Origin of the sequence: Streptomyces sp. S4.7, from assembly GCF_010384365.1 — a bacterium.
In the GTDB taxonomy this organism is placed as follows: domain Bacteria; phylum Actinomycetota; class Actinomycetes; order Streptomycetales; family Streptomycetaceae; genus Streptomyces.
The window spans coordinates 3,586,357-3,610,985 of the sequence record NZ_CP048397.1; the positions used below are offsets into that span (position 1 = coordinate 3,586,357).

Sequence of the window (24,629 nt, forward strand, 5' to 3'; positions counted from 1 at the left end):
CCATGGATCTACGGACGCGCGGCGCGCGGTTCCAGGCGCGCGGTTCCAGGCGCGCGGTTCCAGGCGCGCGGTTCCAGGCGCGCGGTTCCAAGCATGCGGCTCCAGGCGTGCGACGTGCGACGTCAGATGATGCCGCCATTGGCGCGCAGCACCTGGCCGTTGACCCAGCGGGCCGGTCCGGCGAGGAAGGACACGACCTCGGCTATGTCCTCCGGGCGCCCGAGCCGCTCCAAAGGCGGCTGCGCGGCCAGCTTCGAGACGGTCTCCTCGTCCTTGCCGTCCAGGAACAGAGCGGTGGCGGTCGGTCCGGGCGCGACCGCGTTGACGGTGATGTCGCGGCCGCGCAGCTCCCTCGCCAGGATCAGGGTCATCGCCTCGACGGCGCCCTTGCTGGCCGCGTACGCCGTGTATCCCGGGAAGGACAGGCCCAGCACCGAGCTGGAGAAGTTGATGATCGCCCCGCCGCTCCGCAGCCGGCGCGCGGCCTGCTGGTCGACCACGAACGTGCCGCGGATGTTGGTGCGGTGCATACGGTCCAGCGCGTCCAGCTCCGTATCGACCAGCGGCGTGACCGACATGACGCCCGCCGCGTGCACGAGGACGTCGACGCCGCCGTAAGCCTCCTCCGCCGCGTCGAAGAGCGCCGAAACCGCGACCTCGTCGGCCACGTCGGCGCGGAAGGCCATGGCCGTCCCGCCCGCTCCGGTGATCGCGGCCACCGCCGCCTCCGCCTCGGTCCGATTCCCCGCGTAGTTGACGACGACGGCATGTCCGTCCGCCGCCAGGCGCTCCGCGCTCTCCCGGCCGATCCCGCGGGACCCTCCGGTGACGATCACCACGCGACGCGCTGTGCTCGGCTGCTCAGTCATGACGTTGTTCCCTCCACCCATGGGGATCTCAGCCGGGACCACGATGTGAACTCCCCGACGACATCAACGCTAACATGTTCGAGTTAGCGACGCTACCCTGATCCGTAGCATCGCTACGTCTCGCGACTCCGGTGCGGGCCCGGGGCCCGGCTCCGGCGTCGGGCCCGACGCCGATCGCGGAGCCGACGGAGCCGACGGAGTGATTCAAAGAAAGTTCCCGCGAGCTGTAGAGAACCCGTCATCGGCTCCGACGTCCCCTGTGAGAGTCGCCCACAAGGGGTGACCACGCAGCAGCCGGCAGACAGTCGGCAGCTGAGGGCAGAAGGAGTACGTCATGAAGTATCTGGTGATGGTCCAGGGTTCGCAGGCCGACTACGACGCGATGAACGGCAAGGCGTCCGAGCACAGCGCGGCCTGGAGCGAGAAGGACCTGCAAGCGATGTTCGCCTTCATGGGCGAGATCAACAACGACCTCGCCGAATCCGGCGAGCTGGTGGACGCGAACGGTCTGGCCGCGCCCTCCCAGACCCGTCTCGTCGGCGCTGACAAGGACGGGAAGCCGGTGATCACGGACGGCCCGTACGGCGAGACGAAGGAACTCCTCGCCGGATACTGGGTGCTCGACTGCGCCGGCCTGGAGCGGGTCACCGAGATCGCCGCCCGCGTCGCGACGTGCCCCCAGCCCGAGGGCGTCCCGGTGTACCCGGTGGTCATCCGGCCCATCCCGGACGGTCCGGGCGTCGATGGCTGAGACACCGTGCGCGCTCCGGCACGACGGGGTGTAATACGCGGTGTGAAAGACGGTACGAAGAACGGTCCGGGCCCACCGGCCCGCCCCGCCACGACCGAGGACCTGCTGCGCCTGCACGCGCCGCAGGTCCTCGGCGCGCTCGTCCGCCGGTACGGCCACTTCGACCTCGCCGAGGACGCCGTACAGGAGGCCTTCATCGCCGCCAGCCAGCAGTGGCCGGCCGCCGGGCCGCCCGACAACCCCCGCGGCTGGCTGATCAAGACCGCCTCCCGCCGGCTCGTGGACCAGCTCCGCAGCGAGGAGGCGCGGCGCAGACGCGAGGAGAACGCAGCCGCGCTGGCCCCCAGGGACACCTTCACCGCGCCACCGCCCGGCGAGAGCCGCGCCCCCTCGGAGGACGACACCCTCACGCTCCTCTTCCTCTGCTGCCATCCCGAACTGCCCGCCGCCGGCCGTACCGCACTCACCCTGCGCGCCGTCGGTGGTCTGACCACCGCCGAGATCGCCCGCGCGCACCTGGTGCCCGAGGCGACGATGGCGCAGCGCATCAGCAGGGCGAAGCAGAAGATCAAGGGCGTGCCCTTCCGGCAGCCGGGTCCGGAGGACCGCGACCGCAGGCTCGCCACCGTGCTCCAGGTGCTCTATCTGATCTTCAACGAGGGTCATACGGCGACCTCCGGCAGCGAGTTGCACCGCGCCGACCTCGCGCACGAGGCGATCCGGCTGACCCGCGCGGTACGGCGGCTGCTGCCGGCGGACGGCGCGGTGACCGGTCTGCTCGCGCTGATGCTGCTCACGGAGGCGCGGAGCGCGGCACGTACGGGACCGCACGGCGAACTCGTCCCGCTGGACGAGCAGGACCGCACCCGCTGGGACCGCGCCGCGATCGCCGAGGGTACGGCGCTGGTCGAGGAGTCACTGTCCCAAGGACCGGCCGGGCCCTACCAGTTGCAGGCGGCGATCGCCGCGCTGCACGACGAGGCGGCGAGCGCCGAGGAGACCGACTGGCTCCAGATCGTGGCCCTGTACGACGAGTTGGTACGCCGGGCCCCCGGGCCGGAGCCGATGGCCGAGCTGAGCAGGGCGGTGGCCGTCGCGATGGCGCACGGCCCGGAGGCCGGGCTCGCGGAACTCAAGGGACTTGAGAAGGAGTTGTCGGGAAACCACCGGCTCGACGCGGTGCGGGCGCATCTGCTGGAGAAGGCCGGCGATACGGAAGGTGCCCTGGCCGCCTACCGGGCGGCGGCCAACCGCACGCTCAGCGTGCCCGAGAGCCGCTACCTGATGATGCGGGCGGCACGCCTGCGCGCCTGACGCCGAATCAGCGACGCACTGATTCAGCGAGCCGGCGGCTGGGCGGGTCAGCCGGTCTACCGCTCAACCGCTCAACCGCTCAGGCTGCCGACCGTCCCCAGTTGCTTCCACTCGCCCTTCTCACGGACATCGATCCACACCGGCCGGCTCACCGCCTGGTGGTCCTTGAAGCGGTACCGGCCGAGCACTCCCTCGACGTCGACGCCCCCCACGGCCTCCCGGAGCGAGGCCCGCGCCACCCCTGGATCGGTGTCCGTCGTCCCGTCCGGCTCCGGCAGGGCCCCGTCGTCCATCACCTTCCCGATCCCGGCGGCGAGTACGAGCGCGCCGTCGTACAGCTCGGCCCCGCCCCGCGCCTGGAACATCTTCCGCAGCGCGGCAGGACTCGAACAGACCTTCGGGAACGGTCCGCAGTCGGCCTTCGGCTGCCGCTCGTCGTGGAAGGACCGGAAGCGCAGCGTGCCGTCCGGCACCAACTTGTCTTCCCTGTCGGTGTATTCGTGGTCCTCATCGGTGTCGCAGGACGCCTCGTAGTCCTCCTGCACCACCATCAACTGCCCGGACTTCTCCAGGGCGTCGACCCAGCCCTCGCGTTGCCGGGCGTTGGGGAGCGTGACGGTGTCCGGCCGCTGCTTGCCGACGTCGCGGGCGACGTCCTCCTCGTCCATGTCCTCGGGGTAGTCCACCGCCTCGACGGCGTCGATACCGGCTTCGCGCAGCCCTTGCCCGAGCGTGCGGCGGTGCGGATCGTCCTCCGCGATGATGTCGTCGTCCCAGTTGAAGTCGGAACCGACGATCACCTTCTGCACGCCGTACGCGCCCGTCAGATAGCGCCCCTCCTGCCTGCCCATGTCGAACTTCGACGGCATCGTGCCGAACGCGAAGTCCGGGCCCGAGCTCCCGTTGCAGGTGTCGACGGCGGCCATGTCCCGGTCGAACTCCGTCTCGACGCCGTCGACGCTGTTGACATCACCGACCAGCGCGATCATCCCCGGGTACTTCTTCAGCATCTCGGTGGCCGGGGTCTCCCGGTCGTCCTTCACCGGGACGACGCGCACCGGCAGCTTCCCGCCCGACGCGCGCGCCGCGTCCTTGAACGCGGCCTCGACGATCGCCGCGCGCTCCTCCCCGTGCCGCTCGTCGAGGGACCAGTCGTACGGGACGCCGACGACGTACTGGTCCGCAACCGCCGCACTGGGTCCGTCGGCCGGAACGGACCCACCGGACGAAGACGACGAGGACGACGACGAGGAGATCACGAGCCCGGTCGGTATACCGAGCACGACGAGCGCCACGGCGGCCGCGACAAGGGCGTTGCGTGGACGGCGCCGTACGGGTGCCGGGGGCGGGGTGGAGACCTTCGCGACGAAGTGCGGGCGGGGGGCGGCCGGAGCGGGGGCCGCGACCGGAGCGGGCGTGGCCGGACGTTCGTCCTCCGGCTCGGGCGCAGCCGCGACCACGGCCACCGCCGCGGCCTCCGGCTCACCGCCGGACTCCTCCCGCGCCCCCTCCAGCGACGACCGCGCCGACTCCAGCGCTTCCCGCGCCGCACGCGCGTCCGACGGCCGGTCGTCAGGGTCCTTGGCCATCAGCGAGAGGATCAACCGGTCCATTTCGGGACCGAGTTCGGCCCGCGCACGGCTCGGCCGCAACGGCTCGTCGTTCAGGTGGTTGTACATGATCCCGGCGGCGTGACCGACGAACGGCGGTCGCCCGACGAGGAGTTCGTAGAGGACGCAGCCCAGCGCATAGAGATCCGTGCGCCCGTCGCCGTTCCGCTGCTGAAAGCGTTCGGGCGCCATGTACAGCACGCTGCCGAACGGCGCCTGTCCGGTCCGCGTGAGCTGCGGATCACTGGACCGGGCCTCGGTGTACTTGGCGATGCCGAAGTCCACGACCTTGGCGACACCCTCGCCGGTGACCATGATGTTGGCCGGCTTGATGTCGCGGTGCACGATGCCGGCCGCGTGCGCGACCTCCAGCCCCCGGCACACGTCGATGGCCCAGCCCAGCGCGTCCGCCACGGTCGCGCGCCCGCTCTCGGCGAGGACGTCGTGCAGCGTACGGCCGTCCACCAGCGCCATCACCAGGTACGGGCTGTCGCCGTCCGTACCGTGATCGTGTACGGCGACGATGTGCGGGCTGTCCAGCGAGGCCACGGCCCGCGCCTCCCGCCGGAACCGCGCCAACTGCTCCCGCCGCTCCCCGTCGCCTCCGGGCGCGAGCAGCAGCTTCACGGCGACCTCCCGCCCCAGCTCCCGGTCCCGCGCCCGCCAGACCTCCCCCATCCCGCCGGCCCCGAGCAACTCCCCCAACTCATAACGCCCGCTCAGCAACCGCCCCCGCACGATGCCACTCCCCCTCCACAGACCTGGGGGCGAGGGTATCTCCCGGCCCGGACCGAGACCCGGGGCGGGCCGCCGTCTCAGCGGGAGGAGTAGGAGGAGGTCACGGTGTCAGCGCCTTTGCCTCCGTCGCAGATGCCGGGGACGGGAGCTGGATTCTCGTCGCCGATGTGCCCGGGCCCCTCGGTGTCGGGGGGAGCCAGCGGGTGATGCCCGCGCGGTCGTGGAGCAGGTCCTCCTCCTTGTAGCGGTGGCAGCCGTCGTGCCAGACGAGGATGCCGGACAGCCAGTTCTCCAGCTCCTTCACGTAACCGTCGAGGACCGCGCGCACCTCGGCGTCGAGGGCGAAGTCGTCGTACAGGACGGGGAGTTCGTTGGCCGCGACATGCTGGAACTGGCGCATGCGGCCCTTCATCAGGTCGTGGACGATGGCGACACCCGTCGGGTAGTCGCAGTTGAAGAAGGACTGCACGACGAGCACGCCGTTGTGGACCTCGCCCTCGAACTCGATCTCCTTCTGGTACGAGAAGAGGTCGTTCATCAGGCAGGCGTAGTCCTGGGCCGCGTTCTCCAGGGACTTCATCGGGCCGCTGCGGTAGATCTCCGGCGGCACGGCGTCGCTGTGGCCGATGCGGCACAGGCTCATCGTCATGTTGGAGCCGAACGTCGCGCGGCGCATCTCGATGTAGTCGACGGGGTCCGGGATGCGGTTCTGGATCTGGTTGGTCAGCTCCCAGACCCAGCTCGCCGTCATGTCCTCGACGGAAGCGCGGAAGGCCCGGCGGGAGTCCACGTCCATCGGGCCCGCCGTCCGCAGCCACAGGTCGGCCAGCCCGCGCTCCAGCGCGCTGAGCGGTGGCGGGGTGTCGAGCGTCTCGATCGGCATGAACAGCGACAGCCGTTCGTTGCAGACCTTCGCCGCCGCCAGATTGCGGGTGTTGCCGTAGACGACGGGGAAGAAGTCGTCGCCGTACGTCCCCCAGGCCAGCCAGTCCGACGTCAGGTCGAGCCCTTCGGGGGTCGCGTCGGGGTGGATGCCGGCCGCGCACAGCGGGACGTCGATACGCCGGATCCGGTCCTCGTCCCAGACGTCCGAGCCGGGGATACCGGGCTGGCCCTCCAGGATGCCCATCCGGCGCGCCCACTCCACGCTGTGCTCGCGCGCTGCCTCCAGGTGCGGGCTGAGCCTCGCCTCGAACGGCATCTCGAACGCGGGCAGGATCGAGGGCCCCACCCGCTGGTACGGGACATGGCTGTGGCTGCGCGCCCTGGCGGGGGAGCCGTTGGTGAGGCTCTTGAGATAGTCCGACGCCGCCGTCCCGCGCCCGACCGGCGTCAGCGAGAACAGCGGGCCCGCCGTCTCCCCCGCCGCCGCGCCCTTGCCCGCCTCCGCGCCGTTCATGTACCGGCTGGAGCGCATGTGCCACTCGTGGCCGCCGGACTGCCAGTCCTGGAGGCCCTTCACATACGCCAGGGTCCCGGCCGCCGCGACGGGATCGACGCCCTTCTCCACGAAGAGCGGGCCCAGCTCCGTCAGCGCCGTGTTCTCGAACTGGTGGAGACGGGAGGTCAGCAGGTCGTTGACCGCGTCCGCCGCCTCCTGTGTCGTGCATTTCAGGAACGTCTCCAGGACGAGCACGCCGTTGCTCAGCTCGCCCTCCTCCTCGATCTCCCGCTGGTACGAGAAGAGGTCGTTCCGCAGATGGACCCCGTCGGAGAACGTGTCGCGCAGGACCCGCATCGGACGGGAGTCGGCGATCTCGGCCGGCACCTCCGCACCCGCCGCGTACTCGATGAGCCCGGCCGACCACGGCGCCCCGCCCACCTTGCGGCGCATCTCGATGTACTCGACGGGATTCGAGATCCGCTCGGCGTTGATGTTGGCGAGCTCCCAGAGGGATTCGTTGAGCAGATTCTCCGTGCTCTCGGCGAACCGGGCCCGCCAGTCCAGGGACATCGAGGGGACCGTGCGCCTCCAGAGGTCGGCGAGTCCCGCCTCGACCGGATTCGTCGGCTCGGGAAACCCGTCGGCGAGATCCATCGGCATGAACGCCGGGAGCCGGTCCAGATACGCCTTGCCGCCCTCGCGGTCCTGTGTCCGCTTGAAGATCTCCAGGAAGTGGTCGTCGAAGAAGAAGACCCACACATACCAGTCGGTGACCAGCGACAACTGCGGCCCCGTGCAGTCGGGATGGGTGTAGGCGCACAGGAGCGCGTAGTCGTGCGCGTCGAGATCGCTCTGCTCCCAGATGCCGGAGCCCTCCAGCATCCCCATGTCCCTGGCCCACCTCCGGGAGTGCTCCCTGGCCTCCTCCAGACGGGGATTGATACGCGCCGGATAAGGCATGTAGAAATCCGGCAGTTCGAAGGGTCGTGTCACTGGTGCGCGGCCTTTCCCGAGGTTTCCGGAGGATTCCGGCAACTGTCCGTGTCCAGCTCTACCCCTCGTCACGTACCGCCATCCGCGCCATAAAACAGTCATATGAACACACCATTAGGGCGTGGCCTCCGTGAAATCAACCGCCTCCCGGTCCACCATCTGCCCATGAGCACCACGATTCGGATCGCACAGCAGCCCGAGGCCGACGAACTCCTCGGCCGCAGCCCACTGGCCGCGCTGGTCGGCATGCTGCTGGACCAGCAGGTGCCCATGGAATGGGCCTTCTCGGGGCCGTACGCCATCGCCGTACGCATGGGGGGTGACGATCTGGACGCACGCGCGATCGCGACGTACGACCCCGCGGCGTTCGCCGCGCTGCTCTCGGAGAAGCCCGCCGTGCACCGCTACCCGGGGTCCATGGCCAAGCGCGTGCAGCAGCTCTGCCAGTTCCTGGTCGCGCACTACGACGGCGACGCCGCCGCGGTGTGGAAAGACGCCGCCACCGGCGCCCAGCTGTTCAAGCGGCTGACCGAGCTCCCCGGCTACGGCAAGCAGAAGTCGCAGATCTTCCTGGCCCTGCTCGGCAAGCAGTACGGCGTACGGCCCGAGGGATGGCGCGAGGCGGCAGGCGCGTACGGCGACGAGGGCTCGTACCGCTCGGCGGCGGACATCACGGGGCCCGAGACCCTGGCCAAGGTCCGCGCGCACAAGCAGGAGGCCAAGCGTGCCGCCAAGGCGGCGAAGACGGCCATGAGCCCCCCGAGCCGCGCGAAGGGCTGAGTGGACGCGAGCGCGAGTGCAGGACTTGTGGCACATCTGTTCCCCTGGGGCACCCCTGGTCGCTAACTTTCCTTAGCTTCACTCCGCACCGCTCGCATTCGTTCGCATCGGAAGGACCCCTGTGAACGCAACGTCCCGCAGACTCATGGCAGTCGCAGCCGCCACCGCGCTCGCGGCCCCGCTTCTGCTGTCCGCATCCTCCGCCTCCGCCCACAACAGGCCCGACCCGGCGAAGGACGCGTCAAAGCTTTCCAAGAAGCTCGTCAAGGAGGCGTCCGGCAAGGACGCGTACAAGCACCTGAAGAAGTTCCAGGACATCGCCGACTCCGCCGGCGGCCACCGCGCGGCGGGCTCGCTCGGCCATGACGCCTCCGCCGCGTACGTGTACAGCCTCCTGAAGAAGGCCGGCTACGACGTCTCGTACGACAGCTTCGAGTTCACGTACATCGAGACGCAGGCCGAGACGCTGAAGGTCACCGCGCCGACGCCGCGCGACTCCCAGATCACGGCCATGTCGTACACGAAGTCGACGCCCGAGGGCGGTATCGAGGCCGGCCTCGCCGTCGTGCCGGTCGACGCGACCACCGGCTGCGAGGCCACCGACTACGCCGCCGGAGCCTTCACCGGCAAGATCGCGCTCATCCAGCGCGGCGGCTGCGACTTCGCCACGAAGCAGCAGATGGCGGCCGGCGCGGGAGCGGTCGCCGCGATCGTCTCGAACAACACCGAGGGCGCCCTCAGCGGCACCCTGGGCGACCCGGCCGCGGCCAGGATCCCCACCGGCGGCATCACGCAGGCCGAGGGCGCGAAGCTCGCCGCCGAGGCCGCCGCGGGCCCCGTGACGGTCTCCCTGGACATCCGTCAGCTCCAGGAGGAGCGCACCACCCGCAACGTCATCGCCGAGACCAAGGGCGGCGACACGGCCAACACGGTGATGCTCGGCTCCCACCTGGACTCCGTCACCGAGGGCGCGGGCATCAACGACAACGCGTCCGGCTCCGCCGGTCTGCTCGAAGTCGCCCTGGACCTCGCCAAGTCCCGCGAGAAGACCGCCAACAAGGTCCGCTTCGCCTGGTGGTCGGCCGAGGAGCTGGGGCTGCTCGGCGCCGAGGACTACGTCAAGGGCCTCAGCCCCGAGCAGGCCGAACAGATCAAGCTCTATCTGAACTTCGACATGATCGCCTCGCCCAACTTCGGCCAGTTCGTCTACGACGGCGACGACTCGGACGCCGTCGGCGAGGGCCCCGGGCCGGAGGGCTCGGCGCAGTTGGAGAAGGGCATCACCGACTTCCTCGACAGCAAGGACCACCCACACGAGGGCACCGACTTCACCGGCCGCTCCGACTACGGGCCGTTCATCGAGGTCGGCATCCCCTCCGGGGGGACCTTCACCGGCGCCGAGGGCATCAAGACCGAGGCGCAGGCGGCGAAGTTCGGCGGCGAGGCCGGGGTCGCGTACGACCCCTGCTACCACGCGGCCTGCGACGACCTGGACAACATCAACAAGGAGGCGTTCGACGTCAACATCGACGTCATCGCCGACGCCGTGGGCCAGTACGCCCACGACCTGAGCCCGCTCACCGCGAAGGCCAAGGCCCAGGCCACGGCCAAGACGGAGCGCACCACGGGCGGCGACACCGGCGTCGGCGCGTCGAACGCGCACGACCACGAGCACGGGCACGAGACCAGGTCCTGACACCCTGGCGGTCTGATTCACCCACAGCCTGACAACCACTCACGGCGGGTACCGAGGGAGCGAGTTCCCTCGGTGCCCGCCGTTCGCGCTCGGCCTCTCCGGAAGGCGATACGGGTCGCGACAAGGGCGTCGACGTCACCGGACGGGACGGTTCCACTCATACGCCACTCCCACTTTGACCCGTATGGATCTCTTTGCACCACCGCGCCATGGCTGCGCCCGGAGGCGCTCGCCCGGTAGGCTTTCCGTGTGATCTTCAAGCGCATCGGAAATGGGCGACCGTACCCCGACCATGGCCGGGAAAGTACCCGGCAGTGGGCGGATGTCGCGCCGCGCCCGGTCCGCCTCGACCAGCTCGTCACCACCAAAGGGCAACTGGATCTGGAGACGCTGCTCGCCGAGGACTCGACCTTCTACGGAGACCTCTTCGCGCATGTCGTCAAATGGCAGGGCGACCTCTATCTGGAGGACGGCCTCCACCGCGCGGTCCGCGCCGCTCTCCAGCAGCGGCAGGTGCTGCACGCGCGCGTGCTCGAACTGGACCTGGGCTGAACCGACCGGCCACCGGTCGCCAACGCCCCGCCCGCCGACTCGTCGGCCGGGCTGACGCGCCGACGGGCACTCAACCGACTCGGGACTGAGCCTTTCGGGGGCTTTCCGACGCCCAGAGGCCCGACCTGTTGATCATTTAGTAGGAATCACTACCGGCGAGCACTACGCTGCGGCCATGAGCATGCTCACCCCCCCTGGCATGGGCGGCAAATATCGCATCACGGGTGCCAAGTACCCCCGCATGCGTCGCCCCCGGAACCGCCGCAGGATCGTGCTCGCGGCCATCGCCACAGTCGTCGCCCTCGGCCTCGCCGGCTGGGGGACCGTACAGCTCATCGACGTGTTCACGGCGGACGACGGGTCGGCGAAGAAGACGACGACGGCCTCCGGCCGCCAGCCCGACTGCAGACCGTCCCCGTCCGCGGCGCCCGTCAAGACGCTGCCCAAGCCGGCCCAGATCACGGTCAACATCTACAACGCGACGCCGCGCGCCGGACTCGCCAAGACCACCGCCGACGAGCTCAAGAAGCGCGGCTTCGTCATCGGCAAGGTGGGCAACGCACCGGCGGCCTTCGACAAGAAGATCCCCGGCACCGGGATACTGCTGGGCGCCCCGGCCGCGGCCGACAGCTCCTTCACGGTGCTCGGCGCTCAGCTGAAGGGCGCGAAGCCCCAGCACGACGAGCGGAAGACGAAGGACGTCGACCTGCTGCTCGGCACGGCCTTCAAGAGCCTGAGCGTGCAGAAGGACGCCGAGCGGGCCCTGGCCGTCCTCACCAGGCCCTCACCGGGCGGCACCTGCGACCACAAGGGCTAGTGAGGCTTCCCTCCGGCCCGGGTCCCCAGGTCCTGTCCCGCCGGGACAGGACCTGGGGCATGTCCTAGTCGACCGTCCCGTACATGCGGTCGCCCGCGTCGCCGAGCCCCGGCACGATGTATCCGCGGTCGTTCAGCCGTTCGTCGACCGCCGCCGTGACGACGGTCACCGGCGTGCCCGCCAGCTCGCGCTCCATCACCTCGACGCCCTCGGGCGCCGCGAGCAGCACGACGGCCGTCACGTCGTCGGCGCCGCGCCCGATGAGCTCACGGATCGCCGCGACCAGCGTGCCGCCGGTGGCCAGCATCGGGTCCAGGACGTACACCTGGCGGCCCGAGAGGTCCTCGGGCATCCGGGTCGCGTACGTCGACGCCTGAAGCGTCTCCTCGTTACGGATCATCCCGAGGAAACCGACCTCGGCGGTCGGGAGCAGCCGCACCATGCCGTCGAGCATGCCGAGACCGGCCCGGAGGATCGGCACCACGAGCGGCCGCGGGTAGGAGAGCTTCACACCCGTGGTCGGCTTCACCGGAGTCTCGATGTCGACCTGTTCGGTGCGCACGTCCCTGGTGGCCTCGTACGCGAGCAGGGTGACCAGCTCGTCGGCGAGGCGTCGGAAGGTAGGGGAGTCGGTGCGCTTGTCGCGCAGCGTGGTGAGTTTGTGCGCGACCAACGGGTGGTCGACGACGTGAATCCGCATGGCTCCACAGTAACCGCGGCCCGGCCGGAGCCCCCCGCTGGCATCAATTCCCTGTCGGCAGGGAAGGTGGATGGGACACGCACACAGGGGACACAGCCAACCGAGTCGTGGGGTGGTGAGGCGGCGATGCGGGACCGGCAGCGGCGTGAACCGCGGGAGCGGGGCGGCGGGGACGGGGCGGTCGACGCCGGACCGGACGGCTCGCGCCCGCGCCCGTACGCGGACGCCGCGCCCGCCCCGGGGTCCCACTCCACAGCTGACGCCACACCCGGCCCCGCGCCCGATTCCGTGCCCGATCCCCCACCGGTTCCCACCGCCGAACTCGACTCCGACGAGAGCGCCGCGGCCCGTCGGCGCCGGCGCGCTCAGTTCCTGCGGGAGTTGAACGAGGCCAAGGCGCTGCGCGAGCGGGTGAAACCTCGCCAGGCCCGCGCGGCCCGGATGCGCCAGCAGATGCGGATGCGGACCTTCCGCTGGTAGTCGCGCGCCGGCCACCCGGCGGCCCTCCGGCCGCCGTGGGACGGCCACTTGGGCACCGGCGGACCCCCGCCCCACGGGCCTCTGGGCCGCCGGTCCAGGCATGCGTCCGGACCGGTCCAAAAAAATGCCTGCACGACGCAACGGCGGAAGACCTCTCGCAATCGCCCGCTTTCTGCCACGATTCCGAGTAGTGGGCGGGGCAGAGCGCAGCGCACCGCCGAATTCGTCACCTCTGACCAGTGGGAGAGTCACGGTGTACTTCGCCGCACTGCTCGCGCGCACCGAAGACGGATGGGCAGCGAGCGACACAGAGCTCGACGACGTGGAGACCTTGTCGGATCTGACCGACCTGGCCCGCGAAGCCTCGGTGGACGAGGACACGGTGCTCGTCTTCATCGAGCAGGAGGACGCCTGGTTCGGCGTGCTCCGCGTGGAGGGCGAGGAGGATCCTCGCATCTACGTCTCCGACGCGGCCATGGCCGCACGCTCCTCGTACGGGGAGATCCTCACGGACGAATTGCTCGGCGGGGACGACGACCTCGACGACGCCTTGGACACGCTGGACCTCGACGGTACCGAGGACGGCGAGACTGAAGAGCAGGAGGACACGGACGACAGGGACGACAGCACCGGCACCGCCGTCGCGGCCGGACCGGGAACGGTTCCCGCGGGTCCGGCGGGCGACCGCGGGATCCTCGCGGACCTGGGCCTGTCGGAGGCGGAGCTGCTGGCGCTGGAGACCGACGCCATGTCCGAGATCGCGGACGCGCTCGGCGCCTCCGAGGTGCTGGAGACCGCACGCTAGTGACCGAGCACGACCCGGTGGGCGAACCGGCGAGCGACCCGGTGGCCGACCCGGTCCGCGGGCCGTGGCGGGCGCCGATGCGCCTCGCCCTGGAAGAGGCCGCACGCGCGGCGCCGTCCGGCGATGTGCCGGTCGGTGCCGTCGTGCTGTCCCCGGACGGCTCGGTGCTCTCCGTCGGCCACAACGAACGCGAGATGACGGGCGACCCCACCGCGCACGCGGAGGTCCTGGCCATCCGCAGGGCGGCGGCCGAACTCGGCGCCTGGCGGCTGACCGGCTGCACGCTCGTGGTGACCCTGGAGCCGTGCACGATGTGCGCGGGCGCGCTCGTGCAGTCACGGGTGGCGCGGGTGGTGTACGGGGCGCTCGACGAGAAGGCGGGCGCGGCGGGCTCGCTCTGGGACGTCGTACGGGACCGGCGCCTCAATCACCGCCCGGAAGTCGTCCACGGGGTGCTCGCCGAGGAGTGCTCGCGGCTGCTGACGGACTTCTTCCGCGACCGCCGCGTTATCGATTTCTGAGCAGGGGCCACCTTGGGCTAAGCTCTCTCTCGGTAGCGTGTCCGAGCGGCCGAAGGAGCTCGCCTCGAAAGCGAGTGTGGCGTAACCCGTCACCGTGGGTTCAAATCCCACCGCTACCGCAGATGAGCGAAGGGGTGGACCTCATGAGGTCCACCCCTTCGGCATTGCCAGGGTCTCAGTTCGGGTCTCAGTTGGTCGTCACGAGAGCCCCTGAAGCCCCGTCGTCGTCATCGTCGGAGCCGTCGTTTCCCGACTCCCAGATGAACCCGTCGACCTGTGCGGCGACCCCGGTTCGTACGGTGTCGACCATGTGCTGATAGCGCGCCGCCATCGCAGTGGACGACCAGCCCATGAGCCCCATGACTGCCCGCTCGGGAACCCCCAGAATCAGGAGCACCGTGGCGGCAGTGTGCCGCGCGTCGTGCAGCCGTCCGTCCCGAACCTTCGCCCGGCCAAGCAACTCCTTCCAGTCGTCGTAGTCCGTGCGTGGTGAGGTACCGCGCCCGGTTGCCGTGGGGAACAACCAGCCCTCTTCCGTCCAGTCGCCCCCTGCGGCGGCACGCTCCGTCTCCTGGCGGTCCCGATGGGTGCGGAGCAGATCCACAAGCTGTGGGGGAAGGCCGACCGCCCGTCGGCCGGCGCGCGACTTCGTGTCGGCTGTCTCGGGGTTCGTCCGTTGGCGCTCCGGGCAGTAGCCGGGCTTCCGGCCGCAGGTGTCGCCGCACCCGTGGGCGTACCGGGGTCGGCGCCTGCTTCGGCGGACCATCAGGACCCCCCGCTTCAGGTCCACGTCCGCCCACTTGAGCCCGAGCGCTTCCCCTTGCCGCAGTCCGAGGGAGAGCGCCACGGCCCACCTAGCCGAGTTACGGCCCTCGTCAGCCGCTCGGAGGAGTCGGCGGATCTCCTCAACCGTGAACGGCTCGACTTCGTCGTCCCGGAGCCGTGGGGCCTTGGCGAGTCGGACGGGGTTCTGTCCGAGGTCGCCACGCCGCACCGCTTCGTTCAGCGCGGTCCGGAAGGTGCGGTGTACCTGATGAGCCGTGGCGGGGGCGCTGCCGCGCTGCTGCATGCTCGCGTAGAACCGCTCGATGTGCTCGGGCTTCAGTCGGTCAAGCCGGTGAGCCCCAAGACCTGGGATCAGGTGCTTCCGTACGGCGTAGCCGTACCCCGCCGCCGTGTTCTCGTTGACGGCGAGCGGGGCGATGCTCTCGATCCAGTGCGTAAGCCAGGTGGTAACCGTCCAGGCCCGACCGGGCTTGCGGGTGGTCCTGGTCTCGCGCTGGCGCTCCAACTCGCGTACGGCCTCTGTGACTTCCGCTCGGGTCTTGCGCTTCACGTGCCGGCGGTCCGGGGTGCCGTCGTCTCGGATCCCGACTGTCACGCGGCCGTGCCACTTCCCGTCGGCACCCAGGTAGATGGACGATCGGCCGTTCGGCTGCCGTGTGCGCTTCTTCTTACTCTCATCTTCCATGGAACTGCCCTTCAAGCTGCCTGCGCAGCAACGGTTCGGTAGGACTGACGGCGACGGGTGACGTACTCGGGGATCGCGTCGGCGGGGATCCGGCGGAGCCCACCGAGAGTGAAGGACTCCAGCTCTCCGGACCTGATGAGCCGGTAGCAGACCGTCCGGCCGATGCTGAGACGGCGGGCGGCCTCTTCGACGGTGAGCAGGACAAGGGTTTGGTCGTTGTCGGTGGGCGCGGGGCTCATCTGGGCATGCCTCCTCGGCACGGGGCGCGACGGGTGCGATAAATGCCGGATGGGCTGTCAGAAATGACAGAAATCGGCGATTGGGCCTCTGAGCTGGGGTTTTGGCTTCGGATGGGGGCGTGACAGAAATCGCGGAAAATCTGACAGAAATCCCGTCCGGCTAGGTGGCGTCGAGTCGGACGGGGCGCGGGGCTGGGTTTCTGTCGGACTTCTTATTGTTTCTGTCACGCGCTCCGAGGCGACTGTTTCCGCAGGTCAGGGCTGGTTTCGGGGATTTCTGTCATTTCTGTCAGCGGGTGGGGGGTTTCTGTCAGCCGGTGGTGAGGCGGGGGTGGGCCTGGTAGCGGGGGGACGGGGGCCGGCCGCGTCCGGTGCGGGGTGGGAGGGGCTGTTGCCGGACCCATCCGTGTTCTTCGAGCAGGACCAGGGCGGGGTCGAGGTCGGCCATGGCGGGGAAGTCCGCGCGGGACAGTCCCCGGAACAACTGCCGTTTGGTGAAGTCGGCCGGCCGCGTCTCCCGCAGGTGCGTGAGGACGTGGTGGGCGGCTTCCTGCGCGGGGTCCGCTGCCATGGCGTCGAACACGTCCACGGCGTGGGCGGTGAAGTAGTCACCCAGCTCTGTCGCGGCGGCCATCGTGGACGCCTCGATGGGCAGCGTCCATCCGTTGTCCGGGTGCGTGGCCAGGTGCAGCAGTCCCGCGATCCGGGCGACGGCGCCGTCGCGCTTGGACGCCCATTTGATGATCGGGTAGAGGCTCCCGCCCTTGCCGAGGCGGGACTCGGTGACCTTCTGGTAGGCGAGCATCACCGCGTCCGCCTCCGGAGTGAGCGTGAGGAGTGCGGGGTCGGTCCAGTCCGCCAGCGCCATGGCCAGACCGCCCAGGCGTTTGGCGTAGGTGGTGGCGGTTTCCTCGGACAGGAGTGCCGGGCTGAGGTTGCGGCGGCCGACGAGGGATTCGGGCCGGGAGTACAGGAACCGGGCGAGCAGCCCGCGGCCCTCGGCGCCTTCCATGCGGCCGATGGAGTCGAGGACTTCGGGCTGGATGGCCAGGCCCATGGTGACGGCGGGGTGTTCGATGTGCTCGCTGTCTCGGCCCTGCCGGTTGACGCGGATCATGTCCCCGGCGTGCCCTTTGAGGAACATCCCGATGTTCGGGCGCCCGGAGTAGCGGCCGGCCATGATGTCGAAGATCTCGCCCTCTGCGGACATGACGGAGATGCGTCCGCCCTGCCCGTGGAGGAGTGAGCCGATGGTCTCCGGTGTCACGTCGTCCGCGACGAGTTGCGGCACGGCGGGAACGCTCAGGCTCTCCGCTGTCTGCGCGAGGCTGACGGCGTCGGCGGTGAGTTCGTCGCGCTTCTCCGGTTCGGCGGAGGCGGCTTTCTGCGCTGCCTTCTCCGCGGCTGCCTTGGCCAGCTTCGCGGTGGTCTCGGCCTCGGCCCGGACGGGCGCGGAGAGTTCCACCAGCATCTTCTCCACCGCCAGGAGCGGGTCAACCATGAGCCCGAATACGGCGCTCTTGCGGTTGCCGGGATCGAGCGCGACGGCGGTGTAGATGTTCACCGGCTCGCGCCAGTGCCCCCGCACGCACACGGTGGCCCGTCCGCCGGCGGCGGTGGCGATGACCGCCAGGGCCAGGCACCCGGCCAGCTCCACCGGGGTCTGTGTCTCCTCCGCGACCTCGGACGCCATGTTCCTCAGCCAGTCGGGGAGCGCGTCCACGGGGAAGGCCGGGAGCTCCCGGCGGGCGGACAGCGGTACGGGTTCGTCCCACACCGGGCCGGTGATGGTCTCGGGATCGAGCGCGTCGAACCCTTCCCACAGATCAGTGGTGCTCATGCGGCCAAGCTCCCTTCCCCGCCGTCGAGCAGCGGGCAGTGTGCGCGGTGGTCGGTGTGGTCCTGGACGAGTTGCTGCACGGCGGCGCGGCCGATCGCGGTCCGGTCGTATCCGCACCGGCACCACGAGTGGCCGGACACCTTGGCCGACCAGTCCGGCGGCGCCACGACACGCAGCCACCGCACGACCTCCATGCGGCCCGTGGGCGTGTGCGGGTCACGGCGGACAGGCTTGGAAGGACGGCCTGCGGCCGACGACTTCCCGGCAACGACCGCACGCCCGGCACGGAGCAGCGTCGGGGGCGCGGCCGGGGCGCCGTCGAGGGTGAGCTGTTCGAGGTCCAGCAGGGCGCTCATGCCGCCCTCCCCAGACCGTTGGCGACGGCCCGTGCCGCGTACTGCTCGGGGACACCGACCGAGACGGCGACGCTGATGATGTGCGAGCCGAGGACGTCCAGTCCGCAGGGTCCGGGGCACTGCGCGTGCTGCCGGGCCAGGAACTGCGCCACGCCGAACGCCTGCGATCCGGCCCCGGATTCGCTGCGGGCGCGGATCAGGGCCGTGCCCCGCTCCAGCCCGGTACGGATGTAGCGCTCGGTGTGCCGGCATCCGGTGGCCACCGAGGAATCCCACACGGCGCGCTCCGGGGGTGAAGAGACCACCTCCCCTCGGGCGGGGGTGGTCTCTTCCTTCTCGACCAGCGCGCGGATGGCAGACGGCAGGGGCGTCATCGTGCCGGTACCGGGGCCGAGCCAACGGGCGTACTGCATAAGGGACTTGATGTCCACACCGGGCCGCACGTTGTTGGCGGACCGCATGGCACCGAGGTAGATCCAGTGCTCCCCACGCGTCGTGGGCACAGTCCGGGTGGCTGGCAGACTCTCCCGCGCCCACAGGACCGCTTCAGGGCTGTCGAGGTCCACGACGGTCAGCCCGGCACCGCCAGGGTGGTAGGCGACCGCCCGCGCCTCACGCCACGCGCCGGCCCACGGCGGGGAGGTAAGCACGATGGTGTCGGTGGTCGCGGCGGCCCACCCGTGGCACGGAGCCGAGCAGACACACGACCCAGCGCGCTTCATGTGCGGCCGGTCGCCACACGCCGAACCGGCGCACGTCGGGCAGTTCCCGAACGGGAGCTTCCCCGCCCGCAGCGGGAGGACCGGCACGCCCACGGCGGCGAGGTTGAGCGCGGTTCGCAGGTACTCGCTCATGCCGGTACTCCGTCCTGCGGAGGCAGTCCGGCCAGGACGCGCTCACGCCACTTGAGTGCGTAGTCGATGCAGTTGGCGCAGTTCTTGTGCGTGTGGTCGGGCATGGGTGGGCGTTTGCGGGCGTGGTAGCTCCAGGCCAGGGAGTCGGCGGTGGCCATGAGGTGCCCGACCTTCTCCAGCCCGAGGGTTTTGAAGCCGAAGCCGTGCAGCTTGATGCCGTGGGCGGCGAGAGCGGTGACGATCTCGGCGCCTTCGCGGGTGGACTGGCGGCGGCAGACCGAGCCGAGCCCGACGAGCGGTTCCGCCGTGAGGTCGATACCGGCCCGGTCGTACAGGTCCACGCAGTTCTCGTAGTCCTGGAGCTCCCAGCCCTGCAACACGGGAATGATCGGCAACTCCGGTGCAAGCGAACGCAGTTCCAGGTAGTTCGCGACCGTCCGGCGCTGATGCTCGGCCACACTCAGACCGGTGCCGGCGAAGACGTTCGGTCCGGCCTTGCCACCGTGGATGATGAGCGGTTCACACATCCAGTCCTGCGGGGCCGCCCAGTCGAACGGTCCGACGTGCTCCCAGATCCGCCGCAGATCCCCCACGTACTGCCGGGGGCTGCGGGTCCAGCGGCCGTTCTTCTGGAGCTCCCAGAAACCACCGGAGTCCACCGCGTACGGGCCGAGGGCTTCAGGCAGCTTGACCGCTTCCACGAAGTGCTCCGACTTCAGGAACAGGGGCACATCGGTGAGCTTCACCCAGTGGCGTTTGTGGGTGGTCAGGTAGAACCTCACGCCGCCACCCCCGCGCCTGCCGGGAGCTCCCGCAGCGAGAGCCGGAACGCGCGGCCGATGAACTCGGTGTACGCGGGCGGCAAAGCCTCGCGCAGGTTGAAGTGGTCGCTGGACCAGTCGATGCCCTTGGCCCAACGGATCTCTTCGGTGGTGGCCTTGCCCCCGCCCTTGCCGTACGCGGCGACATACGGGCCGTCGCGGTAGACACCGTGACGCCACCCACGTACGTAGCCACGGTGCGCGGGGTGGGCCGGCCGTGCGGTGGCCCACCCCCCAAGCTCGAAGTACCGATGCATGAGCACCCCGAGCCCGAACATCTCCCCGCACAGGCGCAGGTCCTTGCGGACCCCGGAGCCGGCCACGTTCTCCATCACGTACGGGCGGCCAGTCGTTTCGAGCGCGCCGCGGGTCGGTGCGATCAGCTTCGGGTACTGCCGTCCGATGGCCTTGTTGCGGGCCGCGTTGGTGCCCTTGGCCGGGGCGCCCTCTCCCTGGCAGGGAGGTGAGGTGTGGATGAAGTCGAACTCGTGGCCGTGGGCGCGGATGAACTCGATCGCGTCACCCTGCACGAAGCGGTCACCGCAGTAGTCGGGCATCGGCCGGACGTCCACGCCGGTGACGTGGAAACCGGCCCGCTGGTAGCCGCGAGCGGCACCACCGATGCAGCAGAACGCGTCCAGCACCCGCCACACGCGAGGTCGCCGGATCGGGACAGGTTGAGTCATGCTGGAGACCTCCATAGGTCTGTTGGGGACCGGAGAGACCGGGGCGACCGCGCATCTTTTGCCGAGAGGGGCGGTCGCCCCGGCGTCATTTGCCCTTCGGGCGGGCGAGCTTGAGCGTGAGTCCGCCGATGCCGAGCGGCCCCGCGGCGCCCGCGATGGCGGCGGCCGTGTGGGCGGCGTACTCGATCAGCGCGAGGACCGCGGCGATCGTGCCGAGCAGCCCGAGCGCGCACGCGCCGGTGATGACGATCGGGATCAGGTAGGTCCGTGCCGGGCGCCCGGTGGGCGGTGTGGTGGTGACGATGACGATGGGCTGGCCGGTGGTCTGAGCGTGGTGGTAGAGGTCGGCGGGGATGTGTGGGGCGAGGGTGCCCGGCGGTTCGCGGTCGTTCATGACGTGCCCCTTTCCGGGTACGGGCGGGCCCCGCCGGAAGGTGTTCCGGCGGGGCCCGTTGGTGACGGTGTGTGGTCGTAGTGGGGTGCGTTACTGGGTAGTGGCCAGTGGGGTCCCCAGTAGAAAAGCCCTTGTGAGCCCCTGTAGCGGCCTACTGGGGTGCTGTACCGGGTAGTGGGGTGCCGCCCCACTACCCGGTACTCAGTAGCCGTGTGTGGCCGTTTCAGGCGTGGTCGGGGTGGACGTAGACGGAGTGCGGTCCGTTGTCCCGGTAGACCAGCTCCCCGCGCTCGACCGCGCTCCGCAGTGCGGCGCGAACGGTCTTGCGGTCCTTGCGGACCATGTCCGCGACGGCGGACGGCTTCATGCCCGACGCCCCCGCGGACTCGATCGCGTCGACCGCCTGCGCGAGCCATGCCGGACCGCTGTCCGAGCTGTCCTCGTCGCGCAGGGCGGACAGGTTCAGCCCGGTCGCGGCCGGCGGCTGGCTCCCGATGTTCGGTTCGGGGGTGTTGCCGAGGTGGGCGTCGACTTCTTCCATGAACGCCCGTACCGCCGCTTCCTCGTCCACCGTGCCCGTGTCGGCCCCGCCCGTGTCGCGCAGGGCCGACAGGTCCAGCCCGCCACCGCTCGTAGACGCTGTCGGCGCCGCTCCGGTCGACGCGGGGTTGGGGTTGAGGTGGTCGCGCATCCACGCGGTGCGGGTGGTGTCCCAGCGTCGTGCGTAGGCGGGTCCGGCGGCTTGTGCCGAGGGGGTGTCGAGTACGGGGTGGCGGTCGCTGGTGGCGGCGACGATGTCGCGGATCTGGTTGGGCAGGATCCGCCAGTTCTTGAACAGCGCCGCGGGTGACTCGGGGGTGCCCATGAACCCGGATCCCTTGTACGGGGCCTGGTCCACCCTGAGTCCGCGGGACCCGGGGAACAGCTTGGCCAGGTCCATGCCCTCGGTCTCGCCCCCGGTGAGCGCGACGCGCACCTTGGCTTCGCGTCGGATCATGAGGTTGCCGAGGACGGACCCGGTGGCACCGAGCGCGGTCAGCACCGTGCGGATGCCCATGGCGCGGGCAATGCGGATGACTTCGAGGATCTTCGCGGCGAGCTTCCGCATCTGGGGGTCGTTGCTCGCCAGGATCTCCGCACCCTCGTCAATCACCAGCATGACCTGCGGAATCGCCGAACTGATCGGCAGGAGATCGGTGTTGGCCTGCGAGAGGAGGTCCTGGTAGGCCATCTTGCGGTGCTTGGCCACCTTCACCGCCGCATCCAGCATGAGCACGGCTTCGTCGTAGGTTCCGGCGAGCCAGTCCACACCCGGCCGCATCCCGCTCGTGGTCTGCCCGGTGGAGTCGAGCGCGGGACGGACCCAGGGCAGGCCGGCCGACCCGGCGTTCAGGTCGATCACCCACGTCAGAATGTCCGTCGAGCGGGCGAAGCCGGCGAGGATGACGTGGACCATGTTCGTCTTGCCCGACCCCGTCGGCCCGACCACCAGAGCGCACTGCTCGCGCAGGTAGGCGCAGATCTCTTCGGCGTTGGTGCGGTAGCCCCACGGCAAGCCCGTGTAGATGGACAGCGGCCCGTAGTCGGTGGGGTAGTCGAGTTTCGCGGACAGGACATCGGCGGTGGTGACGTCGATCAGGACGCGGCCCTGGTGGATGCCGGGGCCGGCGGTGGCGGTGCAGCCGTGCGGCAGCCTCGCGTCCGCGCTGAGCTTGGCGGACTCCTTCGCGATCCGATCGTACGTCGTTCCCCCGGCGGGGAGTTCGGCGTCGATCGTGAACCCGGTACCGGTCGGCCACATCTCGACCGCGAGCACGCGCAGGGTGATCCCGCAGACGCGCTGAATCCGGTCGACCCACTCCGCTGCGATAGCACGCCGGTCCGCGGACAGCTCCGCTGCGACCTGGCGGGCCGCCGCGGCCAGCGCCTCTTCCTCGCGTGCCTCTTCGTACAGGCCGGCGGTGCGGGCGGCGGCGCCCATGCCGATCCCGATCGTGGCGAGCGAGCCAAGAGCGGTCCAGGTCAGCGGGCCGGTGGTCATGGCCCACGTGGTCCACCCGGCGCCGACGAGCCAGGATGCGGCGCGGGTGGCGATCGTGCGCCCCGCGTTCCGCACCCGGAGCCCTGCGATCGTGTGTCCGAGCGCCCCGGCGACACCGGCCGTGAGTGCCCAGCCGGGCGGCATGCCGGTGGCGGCTCCGGTGGTGGCGACGGCGAACGCCCCGGTGGTGGCGGACAGGGCGCCGGTCACCGGTCCGTGGCCGGCGGCCCAGTCCCACACCGGCCCCGTGCTGTCCTGCTGCTTCTTCGGGGTCTTGTTGCTGGTGGTGGTGTTGGTGGTCATCAGACGTTCCAGCCCTTCTCGGCTTCGGGGCCGTTGCGGGGGTCCTCGTGGCGGGCGATGTCCTGCTCGTGGGCCTGGCGGAAGAGCGGTCCGAGGTCACCGGCTGTGTTCACGGCGTGCATGAGGACCTGGAAGAGGTCGTCGAATCCGTCCGCCACGGTCTTCTCCAGCGGGAACTCGCTGTCGGAGCGCTCGGCGAGGATGCGGAAGGTGTTGGCCACGCAGGTCAGGGCCTCGGGCAGGTTCTCGACCATGGCCAGGATCTCCATGGCGTCGTCGGGGGCGTAGGAGCGGGCGGCGTTCTCCATCTCGGACGCGGCCTCTTCGAACCGGAATCCAGACACGTTCACTACCTCCGGGAATGCGGCGGGAATGCCGGGGATGAGCTGTGCGGGACGCTGGACGCGGTCCCCGATCACGTCGTCTTCGCTGCTGGCCGCGGCGTCGAGTGCGGCCTCTTCCTCTGCCAGCGCTTCACGGATCGCGTGGTCACGGGCGTCGCGGTCCGTGCGGGCGGCGCCGGTCATGCGCCGGTACAGGTGCCGGCCGGGGTGCATCAGCCAGCGCCAGCCGAGCTTGCGGCCCAGCGGGGTGGTGAGCATGCCGAGCACACCCAGCGGCGCGGCCAGGGCGGCGGCGAGCATGCGGCGGCCGTGCATCCGCAGCGCGGAACGGCGCAGGGCCGAACGCGCCCGGCGGCGGGCCTTGGCCTTGCGGAGCGCGTCGCGCTTGCCGTCGACCTTCTGCTGAGCGTTCCGGTCACGCGCCGCACGCACCGCGCGGACCGCCGCGTCACGCATCCGCCCGGCACGGCCTATGCCCTTGGACACGGCGCGGCCGATGCCGCCCTTCGATACCGAACGCGCCGTCCTGGCCGCCGCTTTGGCGGCGCGGCGGGCATCCGCCACCTTCCGCCGGGCGTCGGTGGCCTGCGTACGGGCAGCGGCACGCGTCGGCGCCTGCTGCTTCTGAGCTTGCCGAAGCGCCTTGACCTGCCCCAACCGCCCTGCCGACGTACGGCCGGAGCCGAGCGGAGAACGCCCCGCGCGGCCACCGGCAGACGCCCCGGCGGCGTGCTTTCCCTTGCCCGTACGGGACTTGGGACCCGCGGCGATTCCGCCGGAACGGGACATCAGCCCAGACGTCTTGCCGCGGCCACCGCCCGCGCCCGGACTTCCGGCGCGGCGGGACTGCGCGGGAACGCCACCGAGCCCGCCGGCACCGGTCCGGCGCGGCGTCGCACCGGACGCCGATCCCGCCTTGCGCCGCAACTGGTTGGCCTTGCGGCCGGTGCGGGACTGGCGAGCGGTGCGGGTGGCGGCGACGGTGCCGAGCACGGCGGCGCCGGTGGCAGCGACTGCTGCCGCCATCGGCCCGCCGGTGAGTGCGGCGGTGGCGATCAGGCCGGCGGTGGAGTTGGCGCCGGTCATCGCGAGCGGCACCACCGGCCAACCACCGGCCGTGTGTCCGCTCTGGTCGGCAGCCGGTGCCGGGGCGGGGGTCGTTTCGGGTGTCTTGTCGCTGGTGGGAGGGGGTGCAGCCGCAGGGGCTGCTACCGCTTCCGTACTCGTATCCGTCATGCTTGGGGCACTCCTTTTGGGGAGACAGGAGGCC

The 24,629-nt window shown here is 70.4% G+C and carries 23 protein-coding genes and 1 tRNA gene; 10 read left to right on the plus strand and 14 right to left on the minus strand.

Features of this window, described 5'->3' with window-relative positions; translation table 11 throughout:
• Window positions 1-122: 122 nt before the first annotated feature.
• Complete coding sequence (locus SSPS47_RS15825; RefSeq protein ID WP_164251667.1) at window positions 123-869, minus strand: SDR family oxidoreductase; 747 nt, start codon at window positions 867-869, stop codon at window positions 123-125.
• Between the two features lie 334 nt (window positions 870-1,203).
• Here SSPS47_RS15825 and SSPS47_RS15830 point away from each other — a divergent pair, with 334 nt between their 5' ends.
• Together SSPS47_RS15830 and SSPS47_RS15835 are read left to right on the plus strand one after the other, a co-directional pair.
• Window positions 1,204-1,620 carry a YciI family protein gene (locus tag SSPS47_RS15830; protein ID WP_164251668.1) on the plus strand — a complete coding sequence of 139 codons (417 nt, stop codon included), beginning with the start codon at window positions 1,204-1,206 and terminating at the stop codon, window positions 1,618-1,620.
• A 42-nt stretch (window positions 1,621-1,662) separates the two neighbouring features.
• Complete coding sequence (locus tag SSPS47_RS15835; RefSeq protein ID WP_164251669.1) at window positions 1,663-2,934, plus strand: sigma-70 family RNA polymerase sigma factor; 1,272 nt, start codon at window positions 1,663-1,665, stop codon at window positions 2,932-2,934.
• 71 nt (window positions 2,935-3,005) lie between these two features.
• Here SSPS47_RS15835 and SSPS47_RS15840 read toward each other — a convergent pair whose 3' ends face one another.
• Both SSPS47_RS15840 and SSPS47_RS15845 read right to left on the minus strand, forming a co-directional pair.
• Entirely contained in the window at window positions 3,006-5,282 is a 2,277-nt protein-coding gene (locus SSPS47_RS15840; protein ID WP_164251670.1) for a serine/threonine-protein kinase, read from the minus strand.
• 100 nt (window positions 5,283-5,382) lie between these two features.
• Window positions 5,383-7,659, minus strand: a complete 2,277-nt coding sequence (locus SSPS47_RS15845) for a terpene synthase family protein (RefSeq protein WP_203557854.1) — start codon at window positions 7,657-7,659, stop codon at window positions 5,383-5,385.
• A gap of 165 nt (window positions 7,660-7,824) precedes the next feature.
• Here SSPS47_RS15845 and SSPS47_RS15850 point away from each other — a divergent pair, with 165 nt between their 5' ends.
• The 4 genes from SSPS47_RS15850 to SSPS47_RS15865 all read left to right on the plus strand — a co-directional run bounded on the left by SSPS47_RS15850 (window position 7,825) and on the right by SSPS47_RS15865 (window position 11,504).
• A complete protein-coding gene (locus SSPS47_RS15850) occupies window positions 7,825-8,439 on the plus strand; it encodes an HhH-GPD-type base excision DNA repair protein (RefSeq protein ID WP_164251671.1) in 615 nt (204 codons plus the stop codon).
• A 145-nt stretch (window positions 8,440-8,584) separates the two neighbouring features.
• Window positions 8,585-10,135 (plus strand): M28 family metallopeptidase, encoded by a 1,551-nt coding sequence (locus tag SSPS47_RS15855; RefSeq protein ID WP_164251672.1) that lies wholly within the window; start codon window positions 8,585-8,587, stop codon window positions 10,133-10,135.
• 249 nt (window positions 10,136-10,384) lie between these two features.
• Window positions 10,385-10,687 (plus strand): type II toxin-antitoxin system VapB family antitoxin, encoded by a 303-nt coding sequence (locus SSPS47_RS15860; RefSeq protein WP_023540426.1) that lies wholly within the window; start codon window positions 10,385-10,387, stop codon window positions 10,685-10,687.
• A 175-nt stretch (window positions 10,688-10,862) separates the two neighbouring features.
• Window positions 10,863-11,504 (plus strand): LytR C-terminal domain-containing protein, encoded by a 642-nt coding sequence (locus SSPS47_RS15865; protein ID WP_164251673.1) that lies wholly within the window; start codon window positions 10,863-10,865, stop codon window positions 11,502-11,504.
• A 64-nt stretch (window positions 11,505-11,568) separates the two neighbouring features.
• On the opposite strand, the gene upp is transcribed toward SSPS47_RS15865, so the two are convergent.
• Entirely contained in the window at window positions 11,569-12,204 is a 636-nt protein-coding gene (gene upp, locus SSPS47_RS15870; RefSeq protein WP_164251674.1) for a uracil phosphoribosyltransferase, read from the minus strand.
• Between the two features lie 288 nt (window positions 12,205-12,492).
• Between upp and SSPS47_RS35425 the strand changes: the two genes are divergently transcribed.
• The 4 genes from SSPS47_RS35425 to SSPS47_RS15890 all read left to right on the plus strand — a co-directional run bounded on the left by SSPS47_RS35425 (window position 12,493) and on the right by SSPS47_RS15890 (window position 14,129).
• Window positions 12,493-12,684, plus strand: coding sequence for a hypothetical protein (locus SSPS47_RS35425; protein ID WP_239065276.1), 192 nt, complete (start codon window positions 12,493-12,495; stop codon window positions 12,682-12,684).
• Between the two features lie 253 nt (window positions 12,685-12,937).
• The gene (locus SSPS47_RS15880; RefSeq protein WP_147878115.1) at window positions 12,938-13,489 is read left to right on the plus strand and encodes a hypothetical protein; all 552 of its coding nucleotides are present in this window, start codon (window positions 12,938-12,940) and stop codon (window positions 13,487-13,489) included.
• Between the two features lie 77 nt (window positions 13,490-13,566).
• Window positions 13,567-14,010 (plus strand): tRNA adenosine(34) deaminase TadA, encoded by a 444-nt coding sequence (gene tadA, locus SSPS47_RS15885; RefSeq protein ID WP_164254605.1) that lies wholly within the window; start codon window positions 13,567-13,569, stop codon window positions 14,008-14,010.
• Window positions 14,011-14,041: 31 nt separating this feature from the next.
• A tRNA-Ser gene (locus SSPS47_RS15890) sits at window positions 14,042-14,129 on the plus strand.
• 68 nt (window positions 14,130-14,197) lie between these two features.
• On the opposite strand, the gene SSPS47_RS15895 is transcribed toward SSPS47_RS15890, so the two are convergent.
• The 10 genes from SSPS47_RS15895 to SSPS47_RS35435 form a co-directional block, all read right to left on the minus strand.
• Window positions 14,198-15,481: a site-specific integrase gene (locus SSPS47_RS15895; protein ID WP_164254606.1), complete on the minus strand. Its 1,284-nt coding sequence runs from the start codon at window positions 15,479-15,481 to the stop codon at window positions 14,198-14,200.
• 11 nt (window positions 15,482-15,492) lie between these two features.
• Window positions 15,493-15,720 (minus strand): helix-turn-helix domain-containing protein, encoded by a 228-nt coding sequence (locus SSPS47_RS15900; RefSeq protein WP_164251675.1) that lies wholly within the window; start codon window positions 15,718-15,720, stop codon window positions 15,493-15,495.
• A gap of 310 nt (window positions 15,721-16,030) precedes the next feature.
• Window positions 16,031-17,560, minus strand: coding sequence for a YfjI family protein (locus SSPS47_RS15905; RefSeq protein ID WP_164251676.1), 1,530 nt, complete (start codon window positions 17,558-17,560; stop codon window positions 16,031-16,033).
• A complete protein-coding gene (locus tag SSPS47_RS35430) occupies window positions 17,557-17,916 on the minus strand; it encodes a hypothetical protein (protein WP_164247423.1) in 360 nt (119 codons plus the stop codon). Before SSPS47_RS35430 ends, SSPS47_RS15905 begins: the two co-directional genes overlap by 4 nt.
• On the minus strand, window positions 17,913-18,770 hold the full coding sequence (locus SSPS47_RS15915; protein WP_164251677.1) for a bifunctional DNA primase/polymerase: 858 nt from the start codon (window positions 18,768-18,770) through the stop codon (window positions 17,913-17,915). The genes SSPS47_RS35430 and SSPS47_RS15915 overlap by 4 nt, the downstream gene beginning before the upstream one ends.
• Window positions 18,767-19,552: a hypothetical protein gene (locus tag SSPS47_RS15920; RefSeq protein ID WP_164251678.1), complete on the minus strand. Its 786-nt coding sequence runs from the start codon at window positions 19,550-19,552 to the stop codon at window positions 18,767-18,769. Before SSPS47_RS15920 ends, SSPS47_RS15915 begins: the two co-directional genes overlap by 4 nt.
• Entirely contained in the window at window positions 19,549-20,277 is a 729-nt protein-coding gene (locus tag SSPS47_RS15925) for a DNA methylase (RefSeq protein WP_164251679.1), read from the minus strand. The genes SSPS47_RS15920 and SSPS47_RS15925 overlap by 4 nt, the downstream gene beginning before the upstream one ends.
• A gap of 85 nt (window positions 20,278-20,362) precedes the next feature.
• Window positions 20,363-20,671, minus strand: a complete 309-nt coding sequence (locus SSPS47_RS15930; protein ID WP_164251680.1) for a hypothetical protein — start codon at window positions 20,669-20,671, stop codon at window positions 20,363-20,365.
• Window positions 20,672-20,894: 223 nt separating this feature from the next.
• On the minus strand, window positions 20,895-23,015 hold the full coding sequence (locus tag SSPS47_RS15935) for a hypothetical protein (RefSeq protein ID WP_164251681.1): 2,121 nt from the start codon (window positions 23,013-23,015) through the stop codon (window positions 20,895-20,897).
• Window positions 23,015-24,595: a hypothetical protein gene (locus SSPS47_RS35435; RefSeq protein WP_239065374.1), complete on the minus strand. Its 1,581-nt coding sequence runs from the start codon at window positions 24,593-24,595 to the stop codon at window positions 23,015-23,017. The genes SSPS47_RS15935 and SSPS47_RS35435 overlap by 1 nt, the downstream gene beginning before the upstream one ends.
• Window positions 24,596-24,629 lie beyond the last annotated feature (34 nt).

Coding starts and splice junctions, on each gene's coding strand:
- SSPS47_RS15825 (WP_164251667.1), bottom strand. CDS start 869: ATGACTGAGCAGCCGAGCACAGCGCGTCGCGTGGTGATCGTCACCGGA.
- SSPS47_RS15830 (WP_164251668.1), top strand. CDS start 1,204: ATGAAGTATCTGGTGATGGTCCAGGGTTCGCAGGCCGACTACGACGCG.
- SSPS47_RS15850 (WP_164251671.1), top strand. CDS start 7,825: ATGAGCACCACGATTCGGATCGCACAGCAGCCCGAGGCCGACGAACTC.
- SSPS47_RS15855 (WP_164251672.1), top strand. CDS start 8,585: ATGGCAGTCGCAGCCGCCACCGCGCTCGCGGCCCCGCTTCTGCTGTCC.
- SSPS47_RS15865 (WP_164251673.1), top strand. CDS start 10,863: ATGAGCATGCTCACCCCCCCTGGCATGGGCGGCAAATATCGCATCACG.
- upp (WP_164251674.1), bottom strand. CDS start 12,204: ATGCGGATTCACGTCGTCGACCACCCGTTGGTCGCGCACAAACTCACC.
- tadA (WP_164254605.1), top strand. CDS start 13,567: ATGCGCCTCGCCCTGGAAGAGGCCGCACGCGCGGCGCCGTCCGGCGAT.
- SSPS47_RS15895 (WP_164254606.1), bottom strand. CDS start 15,481: ATGGAAGATGAGAGTAAGAAGAAGCGCACACGGCAGCCGAACGGCCGA.
- SSPS47_RS15900 (WP_164251675.1), bottom strand. CDS start 15,720: ATGAGCCCCGCGCCCACCGACAACGACCAAACCCTTGTCCTGCTCACC.
- SSPS47_RS15905 (WP_164251676.1), bottom strand. CDS start 17,560: ATGAGCACCACTGATCTGTGGGAAGGGTTCGACGCGCTCGATCCCGAG.
- SSPS47_RS35430 (WP_164247423.1), bottom strand. CDS start 17,916: ATGAGCGCCCTGCTGGACCTCGAACAGCTCACCCTCGACGGCGCCCCG.
- SSPS47_RS15915 (WP_164251677.1), bottom strand. CDS start 18,770: ATGAGCGAGTACCTGCGAACCGCGCTCAACCTCGCCGCCGTGGGCGTG.
- SSPS47_RS15925 (WP_164251679.1), bottom strand. CDS start 20,277: ATGACTCAACCTGTCCCGATCCGGCGACCTCGCGTGTGGCGGGTGCTG.
- SSPS47_RS15930 (WP_164251680.1), bottom strand. CDS start 20,671: ATGAACGACCGCGAACCGCCGGGCACCCTCGCCCCACACATCCCCGCC.
- SSPS47_RS15935 (WP_164251681.1), bottom strand. CDS start 23,015: ATGACCACCAACACCACCACCAGCAACAAGACCCCGAAGAAGCAGCAG.
- SSPS47_RS35435 (WP_239065374.1), bottom strand. CDS start 24,595: ATGACGGATACGAGTACGGAAGCGGTAGCAGCCCCTGCGGCTGCACCC.